We start from the raw sequence: 23,325 nt of genomic DNA, 5'->3' as shown, positions 1-23,325 counted from the left end.
GTGCGCGGTTCCGGGCCGGGCGGCCCGCATGTAGCGATCTACGGTCAGGCCGGGCGCGCGGTTCAACGATTCGGTCTCTATCCGCCGGGTTTGCCACGCGTTCGCGAGACACTGGCCGGTGGGTTCCACGATCGGAGTAGTCATGAGAGCAGCCGCCGTCCTCGGATCGACCGCGATCGGCATCGCCATCGCCCTGCCCGCGACCGCGGGCGCCGATCCGCTCACCGATTTCCTCTGTAACAGCGGGTCGAGCCAGTTCTGCCCACCACCGCCACCACCGCCCGGCGACAACTGCCACGCTTCGTACGACCCGTGCGTGCCGATCGCCAGCGATGTCGACTGCGAAGGTGGCGGCGGTAACGGCCCCGTCTACACCGGGCAGGTGCGGGTGATCGGGCCCGACGAGTACGGCCTCGACCACGACGGCGACGGTATCGGCTGCGAAGCCGGCTGACGCACGCACAACGCGCCGGCCGGGTCGCCACTACGGGGTGTCGAACAGGGGTGCGCCCGCGTCGACGGTGGCGCCGACGACGGGGCTGGTGATCGAGTCCTTCGCGGTGTCCATCGCGACGATCGGGCAGATCGGGGAATAGCCCGCGGCGTCGATGGCGGTGGGGTCGAAGGCGACGATCGGGGTGCCGACGGTGACCTCGTCACCCTCGGCGGCCAGCAGGTCGAAGCCCTCGCCCTTCAGTTTCACCGTGTCGATGCCGAGATGCACGAGGACCCCGACACCGCCACCCAGAATCACGAAGGCGTGCGGATGCAGCTTCACGATCTTGCCCGTGATGGGCGAGGTGACGGTGAGGGTGCCGCGGGTGCGGTCCGGGTCGATCGCCACGCCGGCGCCCACGATCTGACCGGCGAACACCGGGTCGGGCACATCGGCGAGTGCGACGACGGCACCGGCGAGCGGCGAGCGGACGGGCACGCTCACAGGATGTCCTCGATGTCCTCGGCGAGGGTGTCGGCCTCGGGGCCGACCACGACCTGCACCACCGAGCCCGCCTTGAGCACGCCGTGCGCGCCCGCGGCCTTGAGAGCGGCCTCGTCGACCTTGGCGCTGTCCTTCACCTCGGTGCGCAGGCGGGTGATGCAGGCCTCGATCTCGACGATGTTCTCGGCGCCGCCGAGACCCTGAACGATCGCTTCCGCTTTGGACATGTGTTCTCCCTTTCCGCGTGGTTGCCGGTACCAGTATGGGAGCCGCGAATGTGCGCCACGTCATATTTCGCGGTTGACATCCGGCAGCCACCTGGTCAAACTGACAACTGGTTTTGACCGGACAGTACCCGTCAGGGTGACCGGTTCACAATAGTTCACCCGGACCGGCTCGGAGAGCTCGTCCGGCTCGCCCGAGACCGCCGGGAACCCGGCACGAAGAAGGTCGACATGACTGCCGTAACCGACAGCCCCAAGCAAGAATCGAAAGTGTTCGCGGGATTGCAGCGCCTCGGCCGCAGCCTCATGCTGCCGATCGCGGTGCTTCCCGCCGCGGGCATCCTGCTGCGGATCGGCCAGGACGATCTCCTCGGCCGCTTCTCGGCGATGGAGAGCACCGCCGCGGTGATCTCGGCGGCGGGCCAAGCGGTGTTCACCTGGCTGCCGTTGATCTTCGCGGTCGGCATCGCCATCGGCTGGGCCAAGAAGGCAGACGGGTCGACCGCACTGGCCGCGGTGGTCGGATACATGGTGATCAACGGCGTGTTCGAGGCGATGTCACCGATCGTGCTCGCGGGTAAGACCGACCCGAAGGGCGCACAGGCGCTGATCAACTACGGCGTGCTCGGCGGCATCGTGATGGGTCTGCTTTCGGCGATGCTGTGGCAGCGGTTCTATCGCACGAAACTGCCGGACTTCCTCGGCTTCTTCAACGGCAGGCGGCTGGTGCCGATCCTGACCGCGGTCACCGGACTCGTCGTCGGCATCGGGATGGCGTTCGTGTACCCGGCCTTCAACTCGGCGCTCACCTGGGTGGGCGAGACGGTCGCCGACAACTCCGTGGTCGGCGGCGGTATCTACGGCGCGGCCAACCGTCTGCTCATCCCGACCGGTCTGCACCACATCCTCAACTCGACCGTGTGGTTCCTCGTCGGCGACTACACCGACGCCTCTGGCCAGCTGGTGCGCGGCGACCTCAACCGCTTCTTCGCGGGCGACCCGACCGCGGGCACCTTCATGACCGGCTTCTTCCCGATCATGATGTTCGCGCTGCCCGCCGCCGCACTGGCCATCTGGCGCAACGCGCGCCCGTCGCAGAAGAAGCTGGTCGGCGGCATCATGCTCTCCACCGGTCTCACCGCGTTCGTCACCGGTATCACCGAACCGCTGGAGTTCTCGTTCATGTTCGTGGCGTGGCCGCTGTACGTGGTGCACGCGATCCTGACCGGCACGTCGATGGCCCTGGTGAACGCGCTCGGCATCCACGACGGGTTCACGTTCTCCGCCGGCGCGATCGACTACCTGCTGAACTTCGGCAAGGCGACCGACGCGTGGCTGCTGATTCCGATCGGGCTCGGCTACGCGGTGATCTACTACCTGCTGTTCAGCTTCGTGATCAAGAAGTGGAACCTGCGCACACCGGGCCGGGAAGCGGAGACCGACGTCGAGGCCGGAGTGCCGGACACGGCCACCGTGGAAGCCGAGACGGCACTCGCCGCCACCGGCGATACTCGGACCGACGCCCCCTCGGTCGCCGAGACCGAGGCGAAGCTGGACAAGAAACTGGAAGGTGAGTGAGGCCATGACCACCCGCACCGTCGTCGTCGGATCCGAGGTGGGGCTGCACGCCAGGCCCGCCGCGAAATTCACCCAGGCCGTACAGGCCACCGGGGTGCCGGTGCGGATCTCGGTGGGAGGTGGCGAACCGGTCGACGCGGCCAGCGTCCTCGCGGTGATGACGCTGGGCGCGGGCCACGGCACCGAGGTCACCCTGCACGCCGAGGACGACTCGGTCCTCGACAGCCTGGCCGCCCTCGTGGCCTCGGACCTGGACGCCGCCTGATGGGCGAACAGGTGATCCGTGGGCTCGGGGTGAGCCAGGGTGTGGTGTGCGCGCCCTGGTTGCGGTTCGGATCGCAGCTCGAGACCTCGCCGCGAGATCCCGTCGGCGGCTCGGTCGAGGACGAACTGGCCAGGGTGCGGGCGGCGCTCGGCGGCGTGGCCGAGGAGATGCAGGCCAGGGCGAGCCGGGTGAGCGGGGTCGCGGCGGAGATTCTGTCGATGTCGGCGACGATGGCCAAGGACCCCGGCATCGTCGCCGCGACCGAGAAGCAGCTCGCCGACGGAATGCCGACGGCGCACGCTGTGCACCTGGCGTTCGAGGGCTTCTGCGCCAAGCTCGAAGCGCTGGGCGGATACATGGCCGAGCGGGCGACCGATTTGCGCGATATCGGCGGGCGCACCGTCGCGGTGCTGCTCGGCGAGCCGATGCCGGGCATCCCGGAGCCGGGGTATCCCTTCGTCCTTGTCGCGCGGGATCTCGCGCCCGCCGACACCGCGATGCTCGGCGACAGCGACGTGGTCGGACTGCTCACCACCGAGGGCGGGCCGACCAGCCATACCGCCATTCTGGCCAAGTCGCTCGGCTTGCCCGCGGTGGTGAACTGCCCCGATACCGATCGGCTCATCGAGGACGCGCCGGTGCTGCTCGACGGCAGCACCGGCGACGTCGTGATCGACCCGAGCCCGATGCGGCAGCAGGCCGCGCTCGAACAGGCCGAAGCCGACCGGGCCCGGCTGGCGGCGGCCAGCGGGCCGGGACGCACGTCCGACGGCACGCCGGTGCAGCTGCTGGTGAACATCGGCACCGTCGACGACGCCGAGAAGGCGGGCCCGGTCGACAGCGAGGGTGTGGGGCTGTTCCGGACCGAGTTCATGTACCTGGGGAAGTCGTCGGCGCCGAGCCTGGACGAACAGGTCGCGTCCTACACCGCGGTGCTCGAGCAGTTCGGCGGCCGCCGGGTGGTGGTGCGCACGCTCGACGCCGGGTCGGACAAGCCGCTGCCGTTCCTCGATCTCGGCACCGAGGAGAATCCGGCGCTCGGGGTGCGCGGGCTGCGGGTCGGGACGGTGTTCCCCGACACGCTCGCCACCCAGCTCACCGCGCTGGCCAGGGCAGGCGAGGCCACCGGGGCCGAGCTGTGGGTGATGGCGCCGATGGTGGCCACCGCCGACGAGGCCGCAGGCTTCGCCGCGCTCGCCAGGGAATCCGGCCTGCGCAAAGTGGGCGCGATGATCGAGATCCCGGCGGCCGCGCTGCGGGCCGCCGATCTGCTCGCCCAGCTGGACTTCGTCTCGATCGGCACCAACGACCTGAGCCAGTACACCTGCGCGGTCGACCGGATGGCCGGTGGGCTCGCGCACTTGCTCGACCCGTGGCAGCCCGCGGTGCTCGACCTGATCGCGATGGTCGGTGCGGCGGGCACCGCGGCCGGGAAGTCGGTCGGGGTGTGCGGCGAGGCGGCCTCGGATCCGACCTTGGCGCCGGTGCTGGTCGGTCTCGGGGTGACGAGCCTGTCGATGTCGGTGCCCGCGCTGCCCGCGGTGCGGGCGGCATTGTCGGCGGTGGATATCGAGACCTGTCGGGACGCGGCCGATGCGGCGTGCGCGGCCAGGAACCCGCAGCTCGCGCGGGAAGCGGTCGCGGCGATCGTCGGGCGGGCATGAGGCGGATGCCGGTGCGGGCGGGTCGGGCCTCGGTTCGGCCCGCGGGCGACACCGGCCGGCCCCGGCGCGGACGCAGCCGCATGCGGAAGTATCTCGGTGCCGACATCGCATGGGGGCGTTGCGATCGTCGGGCAGGTGTCAAGTGGAGGCCGGTGGGCGCGGGCCGTGGTTCGGGCGGGTCCGTCCGCCCAGTCGGCGGCACCAGAGAAATCGGCGATGCCCTGTCGCACGCTCGTCGGCGTCGCCACGATCCGCGGCCGACACGGTTCGCGGCCGATGTCTCGATCGTGGCGGCCAGGCAGGCGCGGCGAGGTGGGCCGACACGGGTCGAGGTGGAAGGTGGCGCCGGGTGATGGTGGAGCGGAGGGCGCTGTGGTGAGTGCCGGTGTGGTGCGGGGGCGTCTGGTCGGTGTCGAGGGTGGGGAGATCGCCGACGGGGTGGTGGAATTCGTGGACGGCCGGATCAGCCGGGTCGGTGCTGCCGCGGTGTACCCGGAGGTGGAGCGGCTGCCCGCACGCAGCGACGAGCTGATCCTGCCGGGGTTGATCGACCTGCACTGCCACGGCGGTGGTGGGTTCGGCTTCCCCAATGCCGATGCGGCGGGGGCTCGCGTCGCGGCGGGCGAACATCGGCGGCATGGCAGCACCGGGTTGCTCGGGAGCTTGGTGTCGGCGCGGCCGGAGGTGCTGGTCCGGCAGGCCGAGGTGCTCGCGGGCCTCGTCGAAGCCGGGGAACTGCTCGGGGTACATCTCGAGGGGCCCTTCCTCAATGCCATCCGCTGCGGCGCGCAGGATCCCGCGGCGATCATCCCGGGCGATCCCGCCCTGTTCGACCGGGTGTGCGCGGCCGCGCGTGGCGCCGTCCGGTCGATGACACTGGCCCCGGAGACCGCGCACTTCGGCGAACTGCTCGCCGCCATGCGGCGCCACGACGTGCTGCCGAGCCTCGGGCACACCGACGCCTCGGCCGAGACCACCGCCGCCCGCATCACCGACGCCCTCGGCAAGCCGATCACCGCAACCCACCTGTTCAACGGGATGCCCGAACTGCACCACCGCTCCCCCGGACCGGTTGCCGCCTGCCTGGCCGCGGCGGGCCGTGGCGACATGGTGGTCGAATTGATCGCCGACGGAGTGCATGTGGCACCCGCGACGGTGGCGATGGTGTTCGACACCGTGGGGCCGGACCAGGTCGCGCTGGTCTCCGATGCCATGGCGGCGGCCGGGCTCGGTGACGGGGACTATCAGCTCGGCGCGCTGGACGTGCGGGTGCGCGACGGGGTCGCCCGACTTGCCAGGGGTGGTCCGGTGCCCGGTGCGAACACCGCCGAGAGCAGCACGCCGGCCGCGCCCGTCGGTGGCGCCGAGCTCGGAGCGATCGCCGGTGGGACCGCGCGGCTGCTCGACGTGCTGCGGTGGACGGTGTCGAAAGCCGGGGTTCCCCTGCCGGATGCGGTCGCCGCCGCCACCAGGACGCCGGCGCGGATGCTCGGTCTCGCCGATCGCGGCACACTCGCCGTCGGCGCTCGTGCCGACCTGCTCATCACGGACAAGTCACTACAACCGCGGCGGGTGTTCGTCGCCGGAACGGAAGGAAGCCGATGGAGATCGTGATCCGGGCGGACGAGCAGGAGGTGGCCTCGACGGTCGCCGATATCGTCGGCGGCTATGTGGAACGCGGCAACGCGATCCTCGGTCTGGCCACCGGGTCGTCGCCGCTGGGCAGCTATCAGGAACTGGCGCGACGCTACCGCGACGGGAAGCTCGACTTCTCGACCGCGAGCGCGTTCCTGCTCGACGAGTACGTCGGGCTGCCGAAAGAACATCCGCAGTCCTATTTCTCGGTGATCCGGTCCGAGTTCGTCGATCACGTGAACCTCGATCCGGCGCGGGTGCTGAGCCCGAACGGGGAGGCCGGCGATATCGCCGGGGAGGGCAGGCGCTACGACGCGGCCATCGCGGCGGCGGGCGGGGTGGACGTGCAGTTGCTCGGTATCGGCACCGACGGGCACATCGGCTTCAACGAGCCAGGGTCGGCGCTGACCTCCCGGACCAGGGTGAAGACGCTGACCGAACAGACCCGCAAGGACAACGCGCGCTTCTTCGACGGGCCGCAGGACGTCCCGCATCATGTGCTCACCCAGGGACTCGGGACCATCGGCGAGGCCGGGCATCTGGTGATGATCGCGTTGGGCGCCGGCAAGGCCGACGCCATCGCCGCCGCCGCGGAGGGGCCGCTGTCGGCGTTCTGCCCGGCGTCGGTGATGCAGTGGCATCGGCACGTCACGGTGGTGATCGACGAGGCGGCGGCGAGCAAGCTGAAGCTGGCCGACTACTACAAGTACGCACTGGCGAACAAGCCTGCCTGGCAGTCGTTCTGAGATGCCCGCGCTGGAGTTCGCGGTCCAGGACGTGGCGGGCGCGCTCGGCGCCCGCCGGGTGGGCGCGGACCGGGTGGAGCTGTGCGCGGCGCTCGGCGTGACCGGCGGCCTGACGCCGAGCGCCGGCACCATCGGCGCGGTGGTGGCGACGAGGATTCCGGTGCACGCGCTGATCCGTTGCCGGGCAGGCGGATTCCGGTACCTCGACGCCGACGAGATCGCGGTGATGAACGCCGATGCGCGGGCGGCGGTGTCGGCCGGGGCGGCGGGGCTGGTCGTCGGCGCGCTGACGGCGGATCGGCGCGTCGACAGCGCCGTCCTGCGACGGGTGCTCGCCGGTATCGCGGTGTCGGACATCGAGATCACCTTTCATCGGGCCATCGATCAGGTCGGCGACCGGGCGGCCGCGCTGGACACCCTGGTGGAGCTCGGCGTGACGAGGGTGCTCACCTCGGGTGGTGCGGTGCGCTGCGCCGACGGTGTGAACGAGCTCGCCGGCATGGTCGACCATGCCGCGGGCCGGATCCAGATCATGGCGGGCGGCGGCGTGACCCTCGACGACCTGCCCGCGCTACGCCGGGCCGGTGTCGACGCCGTCCACCTGTCCGCACGCCGCCTCGTCGCCGACGACGGCGGGCCGGGTGGTGGGGGCACCTGCGGTCATGACCAATTCGATCTCGAAGTCGCGAGCGCGGTCGCTACGCGGTGGCGCGCGGTAAGTGCCGTGCGTTGACCGTGCCGGCCGTGGTTCGGCCTCGGCCCGCGCGGCTACCCGTGCCGGGCCAGATCACTTCGGGAGGTGACCACAGGAAGCTCGCCGAGGCCACGCACCGACCTGCTCGCGTGACGGGTGGGCGCCGCCACGAAGCCACCGCGACTGCCAGCGGCCCATCGAAATCCCCTCGCACTCCAGATCTGTACTGCACGACGTGCATTCGCCGACCGCGCGCCCGAGCTACTGCGCCACTACGAGCGTTCGGCGAGAATGAGTTCCGCTTCTCCCTGGCTGCAGGTGAAGGTCGCTTGGACCGCGGCGACGGCCTCCGCGTGCTTGCCCGCCGCCGCTAATCGGTCGATCTCGGCCCATCGGTCGTCGGGCGGGGCGACCGAAAGGTCGAGGCTGCGTTCCAAGCGCACCCACATGCGGGCGACAGTCGGGTCGTCGGCGAGAAGGCCGCCGAGGTGCGCCTTGAAGGTGGGGTGCTCGGTGCGGTACATGCCCATCCAGCTGCTGTCTGCCGGGCTGGCTTCGGCGTTGGCGGTGCGGTCGGCCAGTTTCAGGATGACGGCGGGCGGGTGGGCGGCGATCTTGCCGTAGGCGTTCAGATTCCTCGCCTTGCGGTCGGGTCCGACGCCGGTGACCGCCCAGACCAGGTCCAGCACCGCACGGCCGAACCGGGATTCGATCTCCTCGGCGGTGACCGGCGTGTCCTCGATGACGTCGTGCAGCCAGGCCGCCGCTGCCAGAGCACCGTCGTAACCGAAGTCGTCGAGCACCGCCCGCACTGCCGCGAGGTGCATGACATACGGCCGGTCACCGTAGCGCTGCTCGCCATGCGCCGCGATGGCGAAGACCTGCGCATCGGTCTCGCGCTGATCGAACTTCATCCCACACCCCCGTGCTCGATTGGCGATCGTTGTCGACATCGACCCTAGCCGAGGGCACCGACAGACCAACCGGATCAGGCGGACGCGGGCTTGGCCACGGTGAGAATTCCCGTCTGATAGCGGCTCCGCCGGTACTCGGGGTCGACGAATCCCATCGCCCGCAGTTCATCGGTATAGCGGCGGATGTCGACTGCGGCGAAAGGGTCACCGGAACCGAACACCCGACCGAGTGTCCGACGAAGCAGCGGCGACGGTGCCGCGTCGGCCAGCAGCAACCGTCCGCCGGGCCGCAACACCCGCCACATGTCCGCGACGGCCGCTGACCGATGTTCCTCCGGCACGTGGTGCATCACGAAAGTGCAGGTGATGACATCGAACTCGGCATCGCCGAACGGCAACTGCTGGGCTACGCCGTGCTCGTATCGATGATTCGGGGCCGGATCGCGCCTGCGGTTGTCTGCGACCGCGATATCGGACGGGTCGAGACCGACCACCGTCCCCGACGGGCCGACCGCAGCGCCGAGCGCCCGGACGAGTTTGCCGGGACCACAACCGATATCGAGGACCCGATCCGCCTCACTCGCCCCGGCGGTGCTGACGAACTCGGCGAGCAGGCTGCGCTGCCTGCCGAGGAAGAAGACGGCGGTGAACAGGTTATATCGGCGCAGGCCGGCAATGACGACGCCGGTGTCGCTGTGATCGACGAACATGGGGGTGCGAAGCTGGTTTCTCGACATGTCTCCATCGTCGAGCGTGGCAGCGGGCCCGACCAGAACCAGAACCCTCGGATCTGTCCGTTTCCGGACAGATCCGACGATCAGTCCCGTGGAGGAATGATGGCCGAGCGCACCGACCGCCGGGTCCGCCGGACCAGGGAAAGGCTGCATATCGCGCTGATCGAGCTGATGATCGAGCGCGGCTACGACCGGGTGACGGTCAGCGACGTCATCGACCGCGCCGACGTCGGGCGCTCCACCTTCTATGCCCACTACCGTGACAAGGACGACCTGCTGCTGGTGAGCTGCACCGATTTCCTGCGTCGTGAAGTCACCCGGACCCGGACCGACACCTCGGCGCTGGCCCCGCTCCGGGTGATGTTCGACCTCGCCCGGCGGTATCCGCAGGTGTACCGGCCGCTCATCGGGCCGAAGGCGACTACGACGACCCTGCACTCCTACCGGAGGGCGCTGGCTGAGCTGCTCGCCGAACTGCTCGACCAGCCCGACGACGCCGTCACGTTCCTGTCGTGGGGGCTGGTCGGCGTCCTCACCAGGATCATCGACCCGGCTTGCGCGATCGCACCAGAACAGGCGTGGGAGCGGTTCGAGGCGCTGGTCCTCTACGGAATCAGCGGCGGCGCAGGTCCGGCCAGGGCGGACGGCGCAGGATCGCCAGCGCTGCGATGACGCCGGTGAGTAGGCCGATCCACTCGCCGAGCTGGGCTATGCGGGTGGAGTCGACGGCGGGGACCCAGTCGGCGCGGCCGTCGTGGACGACGAAGATGCCGAGCGGGCGGGGCGCCCGGCCGAATCCGCCGCCGCGGGTCACCGTGAGCACGGTGGATCCGTCGGCCGTTTCCAGCGGTTCGCCGAACACCGCGGGCGGTGCGGTGATCACCTGCTCGAGCCGGTCCCTGATCGTCATCCGCATCCCTCCGTGGGTACGACATTGCCGAGGCACATTACGCCGGCCAGGTCCGGGCCACGCCGGTTCGCCGCAGGCGGCCACGGTGCGGCGGTCGCACTTGGCATGATGGACACCGCAGAGCCGCGACGAGAGGTGCCGAGCCCATGACCAGCACTCCGCAAGACCACCGCCTGGCGACGCCATGGTCGCGTTCGCTCGGTCTGCGCGTACCGGTCGTGAACGCGCCGATGGGTGGCGTCGCGGGCGGCAGGCTCGCGGCGGCGGTCGACGCGGCGGGCGGTCTCGGCATGATCGGGATGGGCAGTGCGGGCTCGGTCGCGACGCTGGAACGCGAGGTCGCGGCCGCCGGGGACACGGCATTCGGGATCGGCCTTGTCGACTGGGTGCGCGAGCACGAGACCGGGCTGCTCGCGACGGCGATCGCCGCCGGACCGCGGCTGCTCTCGATCAGTTTCGGCACCGATCTCACCTGGGTGCCGATGGTGCGGGCGGCGGGAATCCGCACGGCCACCCAGGTTTACGACGTGCCGGGTGCGCATCGCGCTCAGGACGCTGGAATCGATGTGCTCGTGGTGCGCGGTAGCGAGGGTGGTGGGCACGGCGCCGACCGGCTCGCGCTGCTGCCGTTGCTGGACGCGGTGCTGGAGATCGCGTCGGTGCCGGTGCTCGCCGCGGGTGGGATCGGTTCCGGGCGCAGCCTGGCCGCGGTGCTCGCGGCAGGCGCGGCGGGGGCGTGGCTGGGTACCGGCCTTGCCGCGGCCGAGGAATCGCTGCTGCCGGAGAACGCGCGCCGGGCGATGCTGGCCGCCGACTCCACCCACACGGTCGTGACCACGGTGTTCGACGAGGTGCTCGACCTGCCGTGGCCGCCGATCTACCCGGCGCGGGTCCTGCGCAACGACGTGACCGATCCGTGGTCGCGCCCGGAATTCGACGAGGAGCGACCGACCGCCGAGGTGCTGCGCGCGGCCATGGACAGCGACGATGTCACCATCGCGCCGGTGGACGCGGGGCAGGGCGTCGGGCTGATCCGCCATGTCGAACCGGCGGCGACGATCATCGAGCGGATGTGCGCGGACGCGGCTGAGCTGCTGGGGCGCTGAGCGGGCCCGGCGCAGGACCGTGCCGGCGCGGGTGTCCTACTCGATCGGGCCGATGGACCGAGCCTGGTCGCCGAGCCAATCCTGGTCGAGCTGGATCGTCTCCTCGGTCCGCCACCTGGCGTGCCAGATCGGCACTCCCCCGGTGAGATCGTCAGCCCGCGCCGTGTCGAGCACGGGCAGCTCCAGCCGGGCCGCGTGCACCGTCACGGTCGCGTTGGCCGGGGCGTGTGACCAGACGTCGTCGACCACATCGGTGATCCGGATGCCGAGGCGGTGGCCGGTGGCCAGGCGCGCGTCCTGCCAGAGCAGACGGATCCGCGCCTGCTGGGTGACCGGCGCGATCCCACGGGTGATGACCGTGGCGCGGCCGTCGGGCGCGATGTCGTAGAGCTCGAGCGCGACGGTGGCGTTCGGCGGACCGGTCAGGTCGAAGGTCGCGGTGGCGCGGCCTGCCAGGTGCAGGGTGTCGGTGACCGGTGCCGAAACGGACCAGATCTCACGATCGGGGCCGGGCAGCAGTCCGCGATCCTGGAAGGTGCCGGTGCGCAGGTCGATCGCGACCCGGCGGGAATCGGTCGGCGGCCAGACCTTCTCGCCGCGCCAGCCACCGTCGAACTGCCCCACCGTGACCGGCGGCCCCGGCACCTGCACGTCGGCACCGGCCACGTGCCGGTCCAGGAATGCGGCGAGCTCGGCGTTGAAATGCGGTGTCCCGCACTTGGCGCGGCAATCCGAGTGCCCCCACTGCCCGAACCAGCCGCGGTGTTCCCCCGGCCCCATCGCCTGCCACGCCTCGAGTACCCGGTCGGCGCGGGTGTTGGAGTCGAGGAAGCTCTGGCCGAGGAACAGCGGAATCGTATTGCCACGCAGGTCGTCGACGAGATCGCGGTCGCGCCAGCCCGTGTTCGCGCCGTCGTGGTCGGTGGTGAGGGCGAGGTAGTCGTCGACGCACTGCTGCGTCATCTGCACGGCATTGGCCTGGTACTCGGGCGAGTCGTCCCAGCGGCCGGGGGTGTGGGCGATGGCGAGATGCTCTGGGCCCGCGAAATCGGCGGGGCGCAGTCCGTCCTCGGTGAGGGGTTTGCCGCCGAACTTCCAGGAGATGCCCTGCATGTACAGGTACGAGTACGGGTCGACCACCGGTTCGAACGCGGCCACCGCGGCCAGGCCCTTCGGCTTCGCGGCCAGCGCGAGCATGCCGGTCCAGCCCTCATAGGACGTGCCGACCACGCCGACCCGGCCCGTCGACCACGGCCTGCTCGCCGCCCACTCCACGGCGGTCGTCACGTCGGCCTGCTCGCCGGGACCACCGAAATCCGGGCAGCCGTTGGAGCCGCCGTAGCCACGCAGATCGACGATCACATAGGTATAGCCGGATTTCAGCGCCCACTCCACCGGCAGGTTGTCGGTGGACGGCCCGCCGAAGGGGCGCGGCTCGGAGAGGTAGGCCAGGTGCGCACGATAGGGGCTCGCGGTGAGCAGCACCGGGGTGCGTGCGTCCTCGGCCAACCCGGCGGGCCGCAGCACATCCACATGCAACCGCGTGCCGTCCGCAGCGGTCAGATAGTCCTGAGTCCAGGTGAACTCCGCGTTCACCGGCTCGGCCGAGACCGGACTCGCCATACCGAGCATCAACGCCACACCGGCGGCGACCCGCGCCACCATCACACCCCATCGCACGGATGGACTATTGCCGTTCCCGGCGTCGGCGTCCAGCCCCGAGATCCGGGGGCCGGGGCGACTACGGCTGCGGGCGGACGGTGAGGATCTGTTCGGCAACACCGACCGGCCCGTGGATGTCGTGCAGGACGGTGGAGGTCAAGCCCTGGCCCGCGCGGCCGAAGGTGACCTCGGTGTCGAGGCCGGTCCACGGTCCCTCGGGTTGCCGGTACAGGTGGATCGTCAGATCGACATTGGGGAACATCCACTTGGTGGGTTCCTGCCGGACAGCGATGCCGTTGGCGGTGTCGACCAGCGCGAGGAACGACGCCAGCGAATCAGCGGGCTCCCCAGCCACCAGGGTCAGCGGTGACCGCAGCCAGGCGGTGGTCCGGCCGGGCTGCGGGATGCCGACGGGACGCACGTCCAGCGAGGCGATATAGCCGCCGGACCACAGCTCGCCCAGCGGCCACGGCGACAGCGATCCGGGCGCAGGCAGCCGGTCGGGATCGCCACCCGCCACGCTCTCGGTGTCCTGCGTGCTCAGCAGCCAGGCCCGCGCGCTCACGACACTGCGGCCCGCGATGACGACCGTCGCCTCGACCAGTTCGATGGTGCGGCCGGGACGGATTGTCCTGACCTCGATGTCGAACTCCTCGAATCCGATCTTGCCGAGGATGTCGAAGCTGATGCGGCTCGGATCCAGGGCCCGGCGGTTGTCGCCGGCGCGCTGGATCTCGTGGACGATCAGACCCGCGAGCGGGCTGAAGTGCTGCTCGTCGTCGTTCCAGGCGCCACCGGCGTGCACGGTCGGCCGGAAGCGGTGCGCGCCGACCCGCTCGAAGTAGGCGGTCGCCGCCAGGGTGTTCGTCTCCGTCACAGAGTTCAACCTACGGGTCGAATTTTCATCCTGAAAGTTGATCAGACATCCTTGTGGTCGGATTCACAGCCCGCCGGACAGGGTCCGGGCGAACACGCGCGGGGATGGGCGCGGATATGATCGGCCGATGACTTCGACGGCGAGCGAGAGCGTCGTGCCCGCCGGGCGGGCCGCGCGACGACGCGGTCGCCGCAAGGCGGAGATGATCGACGCCGCACTGCAGATCCTGGTGACCAGCGGCTATCAGGGCATGCGGTTCGAAGATGTCGCCGAACGCTCCGATATCGCGAAAGCCACGCTCTACCACTACTTTCCGAGCAAGGACGCGCTGGTCTCCGCCGCGCTGGAAAAGCTCACCACCGATGTGCTGACCCACCTGCGCGCCGCACTCGACGCCGCCGCCGACCGGCCGCAGGCCGAACGACTCCGCGCACTCGTCACCGAACAACTACGCGTGATCACCGCGCTGTATCCCGAAGTGGGAACGCTGTTCTCGTTCCCGGCACCGTGGCCCACCGAGCACGCCGAAGCCATCAAGACCATGCGCCGCAGGCACGACCAGCTCTTCCGCGAGGTGGTCGACGCCGGACTGCGCACCGGCGAATTCGATTGCCCCGACCCCTCGGTCGCCCTGCACTGCCTGCACGGAATCCTCAATCACGCCTCGATCTGGCTGCGGCCGGACGCCGATCCGGACGGCCGCACGCGCGACGCCGTCGTCGACGAGTCGCTGCGCCTGTTCCTCCGCTCGTGATCGCGGCGCCCACGCCACGGCCTGCATTCGAGTGCGGTCGTTCCCGGAGCGAGCGAATCCGGCTCGATCCGCGTCGCCGATTAGGGCGTCCAACCTGATCGGGGCGGGTACGCTCACTGCCTTCAGGCGTCTCGATGGGTCGCCGCGATGGGCTACTCCGGCGGGTCATACGGCACCAGTTGGGCCGCGCAGGTCCACCCGACCTACGCTCCCGAGATACGCCTGGTCGGTGTCGCCATGGGTGGTTGGACAACGCCCGTCGGCCGCTACCTGGAGTCGCTCGACGGCGGTCCGTTCGCCGGCTTCCTGCCGTCGATCCTGCCGGGGATGCTGCGCGCCGATCCACACCTGGCTGCGGCCTTCGACCGATCCCTGACCCCGGCCGGGCATGCCCTGATAGCCGCGGGTGACAGCAAGTGCATGACGCCGAACGTGGCCCAGCACGCGTTCCTGCGCATGGACGACTACCTGACGATCTCGTTCGGACAACTGCTCGAGCAGGTCCACACCTCGATCGACGCCCTCGACTTCGATCCCGTGGCCTCGACCGCGCCGCTGTTCCTCTACAGCGCTGTGCACGACGAGATCATCGACATCGCCGGGCCCGACAAGGCGGTGGCACAGTGGTGCGCGGATGGTGCGCCGATCACCTATACCAGGGACCAGTTGAGTGAGCACGTCAGCCTCGCGATCAGTGCGACTCCCGCCGCGCTGGGCTGGATCGACGACCGGCTCGCAGGACACACCGTGCCGGATGGTTGCTCGACGCGCACAGTGCAGTCCATGGCGCTCGGCGGCGCCTAGCCGGACCGCGCTGCCGACAACGAAGAGTCCCCCTCAGCGGATGCCGAGGGGGACTCTTCGTTGTCACTGCGTGCCTACTACGAACGAGCGGGCCGATTCCCGCAGGTCTGGCTTACACGTCGTAGTAGAGCTCGAACTCGTACGGGTGCGGGCGCAGGTTGACCGGGGCGATCTCGTTGTCGCGCTTGAGCTGGATCCAGGTCTCGATCAGGTCCTCGGTGAAGACGTTGCCTTCGGTGAGGTAGTCGTGATCGCTCTCCAGACGGTCGATGACCGCCGACAGGCTGGTGGGGGCCTGCGGGATGTTCTTGGCCTCCTCCGGCGGGAGCTCGTAGAGGTCCTTGTCGACCGGGGCCAGCGGCTCGATCTTGTTCTTGATGCCGTCCAGGCCTGCCATCATCATGGCGGCGAAGGCCAGGTACGGGTTGCCCGAGGAGTCCGGCGCGCGGAACTCGATGCGCTTGGCCTTCGGGTTGTTGCCGGTGACCGGGATGCGGACCGCGGCGGAGCGGTTGCGCTGCGAGTACACCAGGTTGATGGGGGCCTCGTAGCCCGGCACCAGACGGTGGTAGGAGTTGATGGTCGGGTTGGTGAACGCCAGCAGCGACGGGGCGTGGTGCAGGATGCCGCCGATGTAGTGACGCGCCAGATCCGACAGGCCGCCGTAGCCGGCCTCGTCGTGGAACAGCGGCTTGCCGTCCTTCCACAGCGACTGGTGCACGTGCATGCCCGAGCCGTTGTCACCGAAGAGCGGCTTCGGCATGAAGGTGACGGACTTGCCTTCCTGCCACGCGGTGTTCTTCACGATGTACTTGAACAGCTGCAGGTCGTCGGCCGCGCCGAGCAGGGTGCCGAACTTGTAGTTGATCTCGGCCTGACCGGCGGTGCCGACCTCGTGGTGGCCGCGCTCGAGCTCGAAGCCCGCGTTCTGCAGGTTGGTGGCGATCTTGTCGCGCAGGTCGACGTAGTGGTCGTACGGCGCGACCGGGAAGTAGCCGCCCTTGTTACGGACCTTGTAGCCCAGGTTGCGCGAGCCGTCCGGGTTGAACTCCTCGCCGGTGTTCCACGAACCCGAGATGGACTCGATCTCGTAGAACGAGCCGTTCATGCCCGAGCCGTAACGGATGCCGTCGAAGATGTAGAACTCGGCCTCGGCACCGAAGTAGGCGGTGTCGGCGATGCCGGTCGAACGCAGGTACTCCTCGGCCTTACGCGCGATGTTGCGCGGGTCGCGGGAGTAGGCCTCGCGGGTGAACGGGTCGTGCACGAAGAAGTTCAGGTTCAGGGTCTTCGCGGCACGGAACGGGTCGATCCGGGCGGTGCTGAAGTCGGGGAGCAGCAGCATGTCCGACTCGTCGATCGACTGGAAGCCACGCACCGAGGAGCCGTCGAACGCCAGACCCTCTTCGGCCAGGTCCGCGGTGAACGCCTTGGCCGGGATCGAGAAGTGCTGCTGAACGCCGGGAAGGTCGGAGAAGCGGATATCGACGTACTCGATGTCCTGTTCCTTGATGTACTGGATGACCTCTTCGGCCGTGCTGAACGTCACTTGTTCTCCTTACGGATCGGTTCCCAGCCGTTCACGATGCATGGGTTCGTCGCGACCTGACGGTATGGAGGTGGTGTTTCCCTACAGTCAAGGCCGTGTTTCGCCAGTGTTACGCGTGCCGGATGCCGGGTGATGTGGCCCCTCGGGGCGCTACCTGCAGCCTCATCCTGCCATCCTGGCGCGTGCGCAGCCAGCTGACCTCCACCGATGCCGCCGTGACGGCGCCTCTATCCTGGAGGGCATGGCACGTATCACCGGCACCTGGCTCTCCGGCAATCCCGCAGAACCGGGCGACCCGGAAACTTTCGGCTACCCCGGCGAGCTGTACGGGCTGCCCCGCGAGGGCGCCGGTTCGCTCGCCGCGACCTGGCGCCGGGTGGTCGCGCTGTTCGTCGACTGGTTCATCGCGGTCGGCATCGCCGCGGTGATCACCGGCAGCTTCGCGTCGTCGTCGGTGCCGCTGCTGGTGTGGTTCGTGATCGGCGTCGCCGCGGTGACGCTGTTCGGCTTCACTCCGGGCCAGTATTTCCTGCGGCTGCGGGTGCTGCGCATCGACGGCCCGGTCGCCGTCGGTTTCGTGCGGGCCCTGGCCAGGCAGGTGCTGCTGGTGTTCGTGGTGCCCGCCCTGTTCACCGACGCCGACGGCCGCGGCATGCACGACCGCGCCACCGGCACCGCGCTGGTCAACGCGCGCTGACACCACCGCCGCGCGGTCGTACGCTCAGCGGCGTGTCACTGAATCCCGCCGCGCTCACCGCGCGGTTCCTGCTCGAACTGATCGCCATCGTGTCCTTCGGGGTGTACGGCTGGCGCGGCTTCGACTCCCCCTGGCGCTATGTCCTCGTGGTGGTGCTGCCGATCGCCGCCGCCGCGCTCTGGGGGACCTTCGCCGTGCCGGACGATCCGAGCCGTGGCGGCGACGCACCGGTCCCGGTTCCCGGTCCGGTACGGCTGCTAGTCGAGGTCACGGTGCTGTTCGGCGGGGCCGTCGCGCTGTGGGCGGCCGGATTGCCGCGGCTGGCCCTTGCCTCGGCGGCGGTGCTGGTGGTCTACCAGCTGCTGGCCTACGACCGGGTGCTGTGGCTGCTCACCGGCCGGGCGGCCCAGTCCTGAACGACACGAGCTCGGCACCTGCGATCAGGTGCCGAGCTCGTCGGTAGGCAGGGTCAGCGGCGGCGGATGGCGCGCTGCATACCCTTCATCTTCGCGCCCTGGGGCATCGGGCCCTTCGGCATGGCGGGACCGCTGCGCGAGCTGAGCGCCGACAGCCTGCCCTCGATCTGATCGATCCGCTTGACGTCGATATTGCGCGGCAGTTTGGTGAGGAACTTCTGCAGATCCTTGAGCGGGGTCTGCCCCTCGTCGTTGCCGACGATCACCTCGTAGATGGGGGTGTCACCGACCAGGCGGGCGGTGCGCTTCTTCTCCTGCTGGATGAGCGACTTGACCCGCTGCGGTGACCCCTCGGCCACGAAGATCACGCCGGGCAGGCCGATCACGCGGTGCACGGCGTCGAGCTGGGTGGTCGCGGCGATGCCGTTGGCCACCCGCCACTTGCCCTGCAGGTTGTCCAGCACCCATGCCGCGGCGCCGGCCTGGCCCTCGGCCTTGCGGTAGACGTTCTTCTGCACGCGTCGTCCGAAGATGATGAACGCGAACAGCACACCGAGCAGCAGACCGAGCGGCAGCAGGAACCACTGCATGTCGAAGATCAGGCCGATGAGGAAGAACACCACCGTCGTGCCGACCAGCGCGCCGATCATCAGCGGCAGCAGCGCCTTGTCTTCCTTGCGCTGCATGTTGAACGCCTGCCACAGCTGCTGACGCCGCTCGCGTGATGCCTGCTTACGGGCCGCTTTCGCCGCGGCCTTGGCTTCCTTCGACGGCTTGCCGCCCTTGCCTCCTGCCATGGCTCCCAGCTTAGATGGCGGCCCGCCGACCCGGCTGACCGCATGGGCCGGGACGGGCGAACACGGCGATTCGGGCGCCTTCGACGGCGAACCAGCCGGGCACCGGCGAGAATGCGAGGGTGCGCCCGATCATCGATAATCCGAGCAGCTCCCCGGTCACCGACGGTGTCGACGACGAGGTGGCCCAGCGTCTGGCCGAGGCGCTGCGCTGCGCGACGGTTTCCACCGAGGACCCCGCCGACACCGCCGACGCGGAGTTCGCCCGCCTGGCCCGTCACCTCGAGACCTCGTTCCCGCGCGTGCACGCCGCCCTGCACCTGACCATGTTCGGCCACAGCAGGCTCTACCGCTGGGACGGCGCCGAGCCTGGGCACGTGTCGGCGATCCTGCTCGGCCACCAGGACGTGGTGCCGGTCGACGATCCGCAGCGCTGGACCCATCCCCCGTTCGCGGGCGTCGTCGACGCGGACCACATCTGGGGCCGTGGCGCGATCGACGACAAGAGCCGAGTGCTGGCCGTGCTCGAAGCGGTCGAGTGGGCGCTGACGGCCGGAATCACGCCACAGCACACCGTGTACCTGGCCTTCGGGCACGACGAGGAGGTGTTCGGCGACGGCGGCGCGGTGCGGATGGCCGACCATCTGCGCGCGGCGGGCGTGCACGCCGACCTGCTGCTCGACGAGGGCGGGGTGATCACCGACGGCATCGGTGACGGTGTCGACCGGCCGGTGGCGGGCATCATGCTCGGCGAGAAGGGGTACGCGACGGTGCGGCTCTCGGTCGCCGAGGCGGGCGGGCACTCGTCGATGCCGGGCAGGCAGACCGCGGTCGGGCGAATCGCGCGCGCGGTCGCGCGGGTGCAGGACCACCCGATGCCGTTGCGGCTGACCCCGGTGATCGCCGACATGCTCGCCCGGATGCGGGTGGCCCTGCCCGAACCGCACCGCAGACTGCTCGAACTCACCGACACCCGCGGCCTGGCGACGCTGCTCGCGCCGCTGGTCACCCGGATCCTCGCGGCGGGTCCGAGCACGGAGTCGCTGGTGCGCACGACGACCGCGCCGACGGTGATCCGGGGTGGGGTGAAGGCCAATGTGCTCCCGCAGAGCGCCGAGGCACTGGTGAATTTCCGGATCCTGCCCGGTGATTCGGTGTCGGGGGTGCTGGCGCACTGCCGCCGGGTGATCCGCGACCTCGGCGTCGCCATCGACCTCGTCGGGCCGGCGTCGGAACCATCGCGGGTCACCGGGCCAGGACCCGCGTACGAGATGATCGCCGAACTCGCGACCGAACTCGTTCCCGGCATCGTCGCCACCACCGGGCTGGTGCCCGGCGCGACCGATTCCCGCCACTACGACGGCCTTGCCCGCACCCGCTGCAACTTCGCGCCGATCGTGCTGACAGCGGCCGATCTGGCGCGGATCCACGGAACCGACGAACGGATCTCCCGGCTCAACTACGCTCGGTTGATCGAGTTCAACCGGCGCCTGATCGCACGGCTCGCGGTGGCGCCCGACCAAGTGGAAGGAGCGCGCCGATGACGACCGACACCGGCGAATTCACCGGCACCGGCGGCCGGATCGCGTGGCGCGCGTGGCATCCCGAAAAACCGCCGCTCGGGGTGATCTCACTGGTGCACGGGGTCGCCGAGCACTCAGGACGCTACGAATACCTGGGCGATCAGCTGGCCGCGGCCGGGTTCGCGGTGTACGCGCTCGACCACGTCGGGCACGGGCGATCAGCGGGTTCGGGCGCCAATATCGGGTCGATGGACGCCGCCGCCGACCATGTGGCGGCCCTGCTCGACCTGGCGAGCGCGGCGCACCCCGGCGCGGCCAGGTTCCTGCTCGGCCATTCGATGGGCAGTCTGGTGGTGCTGCACCTGGCCACCCGCGGGCCGGTGGACGTGGCGGGCATCGTGCTGTCGGCGCCGCCGCTGGACATCCCGCTCGGCAATCCGCTGCAGCGGCTGGCGGCCCCACTGCTCACCCGGTTCGCCCCCGATCTCGGTGTGCTCGAGCTGGATTCGTCGGCGATCAGCCGCGATCCCGAGGTGGTGCGCGCGTACGACACCGACCCGCTGGTGTTCCGCGGCAGGCTGCCCGCGCGAACCGCCGTGGAGATCCTGCGGCACACGGCCCTGGTGAAGCGGCGCCTCACCGCGCTCACCGCGCCGCTGCTGGTGCTGCACGGGACCGGTGACACCATCGCCGCGCCGTCGAGCGCCGATGTGCTCGAACACGGCACCGGTTCCGGCGACGTGACGGTGCTGCGCTATCCGGGGCTGTTCCACGAGGTGTTCAACGAACCGGAGCGCGACGAGGTGATCGGCGACCTCATCGGATGGCTCGACCAACATGTTACCGCCGAGTAGATTAGGGGCTAGTACACTCCACGCATGGGAAACACGTCCTCGGTCGCCTTCATCCGCGCCAGCTGGCACAGCTCCATCGTCACCAAGGCCCACGCGGGGTTCCTCGCCGAATACGCCGACCTCGGCTTCGACCCCGCGGCCGTGGAGGTGTTCGACGTCCCCGGCGCCTTCGAGATCCCGCTGCACGCCAAGCGGCTGGCCCGCACCGGCCGTTACGACGCGATCGTGGCCGCGGCGCTGGTGGTCGACGGCGGCATCTACCGCCACGACTTCGTCGCCTCCGCGGTGATCGACGGCCTGATGCGGGTGCAGCTCGACACCGACGTGCCGGTGTTCTCGGTGGTGCTCACCCCGCACCACTTCCACGAGCACAGTGAGCATGTGGACTACTACACCAACCACTTCGTGACGAAGGGAGCCGAGGCCGCCCGCGCGGTGGCGAACACCCTCAGCTCCCTGCGGTCACTGCCCGCGGCCCGCTGACTACCCGAACGTGGTCAAGCAGGCCTGTTCACCGTCGAGCACACCGGTGCGGAACGCCTCGAGCCGCTGGTAGCCACTGGCCACCACCTCGCCGTTGACGTCGGCGGCCGCCAGGCCGTCGGCGAGCAGGCCCGACACCGCCTCGTCGAGATCGCCCGCCGACAGCCGCGGATCACTGCCCGGCTCACTGAGTTTCGTGGTCAGCGCGCCGGACAGGCACGCGGTGCGCAGGCCCGCGGTCGCGGCACCGGTCAGCGACAGGTTCCGGTCCCGTTGCACGGCCAGCGCGTAGCGCGATACGAAGACCACGGCCGCGTCGAAATCACCGGTGACGACCGCCGAGAGCGGTTCGTTCGCACCGGCTTCCCCCTCGCCCGCGCGCTCGGCCATGGCGGGCAGATCCGTGCCGATGGTGTTTCGGCCCGGACAGTACGACACCGGCTCGGTGGTGGTGGTCGAGGCACAGTTACGGGTCACGCCGGTGTAGTCGAACGTCGGCGGGTTCTCGACCGGCATGGACTTGCCGAGCTGGGTGGCCAGCGAGCTCAGCGTCTCCTCGTTCACGGGCAACTGCTCCTCGCGCTCGCCCTCCTCGAAGGTCACCGGCAGGCCGCCGCGACGCTGCTCGATCTCGTCCTCGTCGATGTCCTTGCAGGACTTCGCGCCCTCGGTGTAACCCATCTGTACGGCGGTGACCCGCTCGAACGCCGAACCGTGCACGGCGTCAGGATCGTTGGGGTCGCGGTCGCGCACGGCGACGGTGGCGCCGAGCACACCGTTGAGCCCGTCGGTGGTGTTGAGGGTGAAGTGCTTCGAGTTGCCCTCGGCGACATGGCGCAGGAAGACCCCGGCCAGACAGTCGGCCTGCTGCTCCTTCACCAGCTTGTCGGTGAAGATGCCGCGCAGCAGGTCGGCCTGCGCCTGGATGGCGTGGCCGTACTCGTGGGCGAGCACCATCACCACCGACATCTCCTTGTACTTGTTCACCAGCAGCGGCAACAGCACGGCGCGGTCCCAGCCGATGGTGTGGTCGAGCGGGCAGTAGGCGGCGTTGATCAGCTTGTAGGTGCTGCTCAGGCAGAACTGCACCGCCTCGGACTCCGGTGCCCGTGCCGACCAGGAGAGGTACTTCGACGCGGGTTTGAAATCGCCGCGGAAGGTCTTGGAATACTCGGTCTGCCAATACTCTTCGATATCGGCGATGGCGTTCAGCGCGAGGGTGTCGATCGCGCCGCCGTCGCCGTTCTCGGCCTGCTTGTCGGTGTCGGGAACACCGGGCCGCGGGCCGCTGGGACCGGTGCTCGACGCGGCGCCGGCCACCTCCCACGGGTTGTCCATCGCGGGCACGGCCTGGTCACTGGCGACGGTGGTCGCCGAGCAGCCGGCGACGAGCAAGCCGACGCTCGCCGCTGCCGCGGCCACGGCCATGCCGAATCGATGTCTGATCATCCGCTGTTCCTCCCCAAGGAATGACGCGGACGCCGAGCGGTCCGCTGTCGAGC

Annotated in this window: 26 protein-coding genes; 16 read left to right on the top strand and 10 right to left on the bottom strand. The window is 69.8% G+C overall.

Features of this window, described 5'->3' with window-relative positions; all coding sequences use genetic code 11:
* Positions 1 to 142: 142 nt before the first annotated feature.
* Complete coding sequence (locus ACFOW8_RS19520; protein WP_378552294.1) at positions 143 to 454, top strand: hypothetical protein; 312 nt, start codon at positions 143 to 145, stop codon at positions 452 to 454.
* Positions 455 to 484: 30 nt separating this feature from the next.
* On the opposite strand, the gene ACFOW8_RS19515 is transcribed toward ACFOW8_RS19520, so the two are convergent.
* Entirely contained in the window at positions 485 to 940 is a 456-nt protein-coding gene (locus tag ACFOW8_RS19515) for a PTS sugar transporter subunit IIA (protein WP_378552293.1), read from the bottom strand.
* Complete coding sequence (locus ACFOW8_RS19510) at positions 937 to 1,167, bottom strand: glucose PTS transporter subunit EIIB (protein WP_378552290.1); 231 nt, start codon at positions 1,165 to 1,167, stop codon at positions 937 to 939. The genes ACFOW8_RS19515 and ACFOW8_RS19510 overlap by 4 nt, the downstream gene beginning before the upstream one ends.
* A 228-nt stretch (positions 1,168 to 1,395) precedes the next feature.
* Here ACFOW8_RS19510 and ACFOW8_RS19505 point away from each other — a divergent pair, with 228 nt between their 5' ends.
* From ACFOW8_RS19505 to ACFOW8_RS19480, 6 genes are all read left to right on the top strand, one after another.
* Entirely contained in the window at positions 1,396 to 2,742 is a 1,347-nt protein-coding gene (locus ACFOW8_RS19505) for a PTS transporter subunit EIIC (RefSeq protein WP_378552289.1), read from the top strand.
* A 4-nt stretch (positions 2,743 to 2,746) separates the two neighbouring features.
* Complete coding sequence (locus tag ACFOW8_RS19500; RefSeq protein WP_378552288.1) at positions 2,747 to 3,007, top strand: HPr family phosphocarrier protein; 261 nt, start codon at positions 2,747 to 2,749, stop codon at positions 3,005 to 3,007.
* The gene (gene ptsP, locus ACFOW8_RS19495) at positions 3,007 to 4,671 is read left to right on the top strand and encodes a phosphoenolpyruvate--protein phosphotransferase (protein ID WP_378552287.1); all 1,665 of its coding nucleotides are present in this window, start codon (positions 3,007 to 3,009) and stop codon (positions 4,669 to 4,671) included. The genes ACFOW8_RS19500 and ptsP overlap by 1 nt, the downstream gene beginning before the upstream one ends.
* A gap of 375 nt (positions 4,672 to 5,046) precedes the next feature.
* Positions 5,047 to 6,285: an N-acetylglucosamine-6-phosphate deacetylase gene (locus ACFOW8_RS19490; RefSeq protein ID WP_378552315.1), complete on the top strand. Its 1,239-nt coding sequence runs from the start codon at positions 5,047 to 5,049 to the stop codon at positions 6,283 to 6,285.
* Complete coding sequence (gene nagB, locus ACFOW8_RS19485; RefSeq protein ID WP_378552284.1) at positions 6,273 to 7,052, top strand: glucosamine-6-phosphate deaminase; 780 nt, start codon at positions 6,273 to 6,275, stop codon at positions 7,050 to 7,052. Before ACFOW8_RS19490 ends, nagB begins: the two co-directional genes overlap by 13 nt.
* 1 nt (position 7,053) lies before the next feature.
* Positions 7,054 to 7,785 (top strand): copper homeostasis protein CutC, encoded by a 732-nt coding sequence (locus ACFOW8_RS19480; protein ID WP_378552283.1) that lies wholly within the window; start codon positions 7,054 to 7,056, stop codon positions 7,783 to 7,785.
* Between the two features lie 233 nt (positions 7,786 to 8,018).
* Here the strand turns inward: ACFOW8_RS19480 and ACFOW8_RS19475 are convergent, their stop codons facing one another.
* A complete protein-coding gene (locus ACFOW8_RS19475) occupies positions 8,019 to 8,660 on the bottom strand; it encodes an HD domain-containing protein (RefSeq protein ID WP_378552282.1) in 642 nt (213 codons plus the stop codon).
* A 74-nt stretch (positions 8,661 to 8,734) separates the two neighbouring features.
* Positions 8,735 to 9,397 carry a class I SAM-dependent methyltransferase gene (locus ACFOW8_RS19470; RefSeq protein WP_378552280.1) on the bottom strand — a complete coding sequence of 221 codons (663 nt, stop codon included), beginning with the start codon at positions 9,395 to 9,397 and terminating at the stop codon, positions 8,735 to 8,737.
* 99 nt (positions 9,398 to 9,496) lie between these two features.
* On the opposite strand from ACFOW8_RS19470, the gene ACFOW8_RS19465 reads away from it, so the two are divergent.
* Positions 9,497 to 10,066, top strand: coding sequence for a TetR/AcrR family transcriptional regulator (locus ACFOW8_RS19465; protein WP_378552278.1), 570 nt, complete (start codon positions 9,497 to 9,499; stop codon positions 10,064 to 10,066).
* Here the strand turns inward: ACFOW8_RS19465 and ACFOW8_RS19460 are convergent.
* Entirely contained in the window at positions 10,008 to 10,304 is a 297-nt protein-coding gene (locus ACFOW8_RS19460; protein WP_378552276.1) for a hypothetical protein, read from the bottom strand. The genes ACFOW8_RS19465 and ACFOW8_RS19460 overlap by 59 nt on opposite strands.
* A gap of 146 nt (positions 10,305 to 10,450) precedes the next feature.
* On the opposite strand from ACFOW8_RS19460, the gene ACFOW8_RS19455 reads away from it, so the two are divergent.
* Positions 10,451 to 11,410 carry an NAD(P)H-dependent flavin oxidoreductase gene (locus ACFOW8_RS19455; protein ID WP_378552275.1) on the top strand — a complete coding sequence of 320 codons (960 nt, stop codon included), beginning with the start codon at positions 10,451 to 10,453 and terminating at the stop codon, positions 11,408 to 11,410.
* Positions 11,411 to 11,446: 36 nt separating this feature from the next.
* On the opposite strand, the gene ACFOW8_RS19450 is transcribed toward ACFOW8_RS19455, so the two are convergent.
* Entirely contained in the window at positions 11,447 to 13,090 is a 1,644-nt protein-coding gene (locus ACFOW8_RS19450) for a CocE/NonD family hydrolase (RefSeq protein WP_378552273.1), read from the bottom strand.
* Positions 13,091 to 13,151: 61 nt separating this feature from the next.
* Entirely contained in the window at positions 13,152 to 13,949 is a 798-nt protein-coding gene (locus ACFOW8_RS19445) for a thioesterase family protein (protein WP_378552272.1), read from the bottom strand.
* Positions 13,950 to 14,076: 127 nt separating this feature from the next.
* On the opposite strand from ACFOW8_RS19445, the gene ACFOW8_RS19440 reads away from it, so the two are divergent.
* Positions 14,077 to 14,703: a TetR/AcrR family transcriptional regulator gene (locus ACFOW8_RS19440; protein WP_378552271.1), complete on the top strand. Its 627-nt coding sequence runs from the start codon at positions 14,077 to 14,079 to the stop codon at positions 14,701 to 14,703.
* Positions 14,704 to 14,850: 147 nt separating this feature from the next.
* Entirely contained in the window at positions 14,851 to 15,507 is a 657-nt protein-coding gene (locus ACFOW8_RS19435) for a lipase family protein (RefSeq protein ID WP_378552270.1), read from the top strand.
* A gap of 112 nt (positions 15,508 to 15,619) precedes the next feature.
* On the opposite strand, the gene glnA is transcribed toward ACFOW8_RS19435, so the two are convergent.
* Positions 15,620 to 17,056, bottom strand: coding sequence for a type I glutamate--ammonia ligase (glnA, locus tag ACFOW8_RS19430; RefSeq protein WP_378552268.1), 1,437 nt, complete (start codon positions 17,054 to 17,056; stop codon positions 15,620 to 15,622).
* A 241-nt stretch (positions 17,057 to 17,297) separates the two neighbouring features.
* Here glnA and ACFOW8_RS19425 point away from each other — a divergent pair, with 241 nt between their 5' ends.
* Complete coding sequence (locus ACFOW8_RS19425) at positions 17,298 to 17,753, top strand: RDD family protein (protein WP_378552266.1); 456 nt, start codon at positions 17,298 to 17,300, stop codon at positions 17,751 to 17,753.
* Positions 17,754 to 17,785: 32 nt separating this feature from the next.
* Positions 17,786 to 18,169, top strand: coding sequence for a YrdB family protein (locus ACFOW8_RS19420; protein ID WP_378552265.1), 384 nt, complete (start codon positions 17,786 to 17,788; stop codon positions 18,167 to 18,169).
* 53 nt (positions 18,170 to 18,222) lie between these two features.
* On the opposite strand, the gene ACFOW8_RS19415 is transcribed toward ACFOW8_RS19420, so the two are convergent.
* Positions 18,223 to 18,966 (bottom strand): DUF4191 domain-containing protein, encoded by a 744-nt coding sequence (locus tag ACFOW8_RS19415; RefSeq protein WP_378552264.1) that lies wholly within the window; start codon positions 18,964 to 18,966, stop codon positions 18,223 to 18,225.
* A 119-nt stretch (positions 18,967 to 19,085) separates the two neighbouring features.
* Here ACFOW8_RS19415 and ACFOW8_RS19410 point away from each other — a divergent pair, with 119 nt between their 5' ends.
* From ACFOW8_RS19410 to ACFOW8_RS19400, 3 genes are read left to right on the top strand one after another with little or no spacing between them, the layout of a single operon-like run.
* Positions 19,086 to 20,507 (top strand): M20/M25/M40 family metallo-hydrolase, encoded by a 1,422-nt coding sequence (locus ACFOW8_RS19410; RefSeq protein ID WP_378552263.1) that lies wholly within the window; start codon positions 19,086 to 19,088, stop codon positions 20,505 to 20,507.
* Positions 20,504 to 21,340 carry an alpha/beta hydrolase gene (locus ACFOW8_RS19405; RefSeq protein ID WP_378552260.1) on the top strand — a complete coding sequence of 279 codons (837 nt, stop codon included), beginning with the start codon at positions 20,504 to 20,506 and terminating at the stop codon, positions 21,338 to 21,340. Before ACFOW8_RS19410 ends, ACFOW8_RS19405 begins: the two co-directional genes overlap by 4 nt.
* A gap of 24 nt (positions 21,341 to 21,364) precedes the next feature.
* Positions 21,365 to 21,823 carry a 6,7-dimethyl-8-ribityllumazine synthase gene (locus ACFOW8_RS19400; protein ID WP_378552259.1) on the top strand — a complete coding sequence of 153 codons (459 nt, stop codon included), beginning with the start codon at positions 21,365 to 21,367 and terminating at the stop codon, positions 21,821 to 21,823.
* Here ACFOW8_RS19400 and ACFOW8_RS19395 read toward each other — a convergent pair whose 3' ends face one another.
* Entirely contained in the window at positions 21,824 to 23,272 is a 1,449-nt protein-coding gene (locus ACFOW8_RS19395; RefSeq protein WP_378552257.1) for a metallopeptidase, read from the bottom strand. It lies immediately after the preceding gene.
* Between the last annotated feature and the right edge of the window lie 53 nt (positions 23,273 to 23,325).

The organism is Nocardia rhizosphaerae (genome assembly GCF_042650365.1).
Classification (GTDB): Bacteria; Actinomycetota; Actinomycetes; order Mycobacteriales; family Mycobacteriaceae; genus Nocardia; species Nocardia rhizosphaerae.
This window is presented reverse-complemented; position numbering and strand designations above follow the sequence as displayed.

Excerpts from the sequence above, each read along its gene's own strand:
- ACFOW8_RS19520 (WP_378552294.1), top strand. The coding sequence starts at position 143 with ATGAGAGCAGCCGCCGTCCTCGGATCGACCGCGATCGGCATCGCCATC.
- ptsP (WP_378552287.1), top strand. The coding sequence starts at position 3,007 with ATGGGCGAACAGGTGATCCGTGGGCTCGGGGTGAGCCAGGGTGTGGTG.
- ACFOW8_RS19470 (WP_378552280.1), bottom strand. The coding sequence starts at position 9,397 with ATGTCGAGAAACCAGCTTCGCACCCCCATGTTCGTCGATCACAGCGAC.
- ACFOW8_RS19455 (WP_378552275.1), top strand. The coding sequence starts at position 10,451 with ATGACCAGCACTCCGCAAGACCACCGCCTGGCGACGCCATGGTCGCGT.
- ACFOW8_RS19480 (WP_378552283.1), top strand. The coding sequence starts at position 7,054 with ATGCCCGCGCTGGAGTTCGCGGTCCAGGACGTGGCGGGCGCGCTCGGC.
- ACFOW8_RS19440 (WP_378552271.1), top strand. The coding sequence starts at position 14,077 with ATGACTTCGACGGCGAGCGAGAGCGTCGTGCCCGCCGGGCGGGCCGCG.
- ACFOW8_RS19510 (WP_378552290.1), bottom strand. The coding sequence starts at position 1,167 with ATGTCCAAAGCGGAAGCGATCGTTCAGGGTCTCGGCGGCGCCGAGAAC.
- nagB (WP_378552284.1), top strand. The coding sequence starts at position 6,273 with ATGGAGATCGTGATCCGGGCGGACGAGCAGGAGGTGGCCTCGACGGTC.
- ACFOW8_RS19395 (WP_378552257.1), bottom strand. The coding sequence starts at position 23,272 with ATGATCAGACATCGATTCGGCATGGCCGTGGCCGCGGCAGCGGCGAGC.
- ACFOW8_RS19505 (WP_378552289.1), top strand. The coding sequence starts at position 1,396 with ATGACTGCCGTAACCGACAGCCCCAAGCAAGAATCGAAAGTGTTCGCG.
- ACFOW8_RS19435 (WP_378552270.1), top strand. The coding sequence starts at position 14,851 with ATGGGCTACTCCGGCGGGTCATACGGCACCAGTTGGGCCGCGCAGGTC.
- ACFOW8_RS19425 (WP_378552266.1), top strand. The coding sequence starts at position 17,298 with ATGGCACGTATCACCGGCACCTGGCTCTCCGGCAATCCCGCAGAACCG.
- ACFOW8_RS19465 (WP_378552278.1), top strand. The coding sequence starts at position 9,497 with ATGGCCGAGCGCACCGACCGCCGGGTCCGCCGGACCAGGGAAAGGCTG.
- ACFOW8_RS19405 (WP_378552260.1), top strand. The coding sequence starts at position 20,504 with ATGACGACCGACACCGGCGAATTCACCGGCACCGGCGGCCGGATCGCG.
- ACFOW8_RS19400 (WP_378552259.1), top strand. The coding sequence starts at position 21,365 with ATGGGAAACACGTCCTCGGTCGCCTTCATCCGCGCCAGCTGGCACAGC.
- ACFOW8_RS19500 (WP_378552288.1), top strand. The coding sequence starts at position 2,747 with ATGACCACCCGCACCGTCGTCGTCGGATCCGAGGTGGGGCTGCACGCC.
- ACFOW8_RS19415 (WP_378552264.1), bottom strand. The coding sequence starts at position 18,966 with ATGGCAGGAGGCAAGGGCGGCAAGCCGTCGAAGGAAGCCAAGGCCGCG.
- ACFOW8_RS19460 (WP_378552276.1), bottom strand. The coding sequence starts at position 10,304 with ATGACGATCAGGGACCGGCTCGAGCAGGTGATCACCGCACCGCCCGCG.
- ACFOW8_RS19475 (WP_378552282.1), bottom strand. The coding sequence starts at position 8,660 with ATGAAGTTCGATCAGCGCGAGACCGATGCGCAGGTCTTCGCCATCGCG.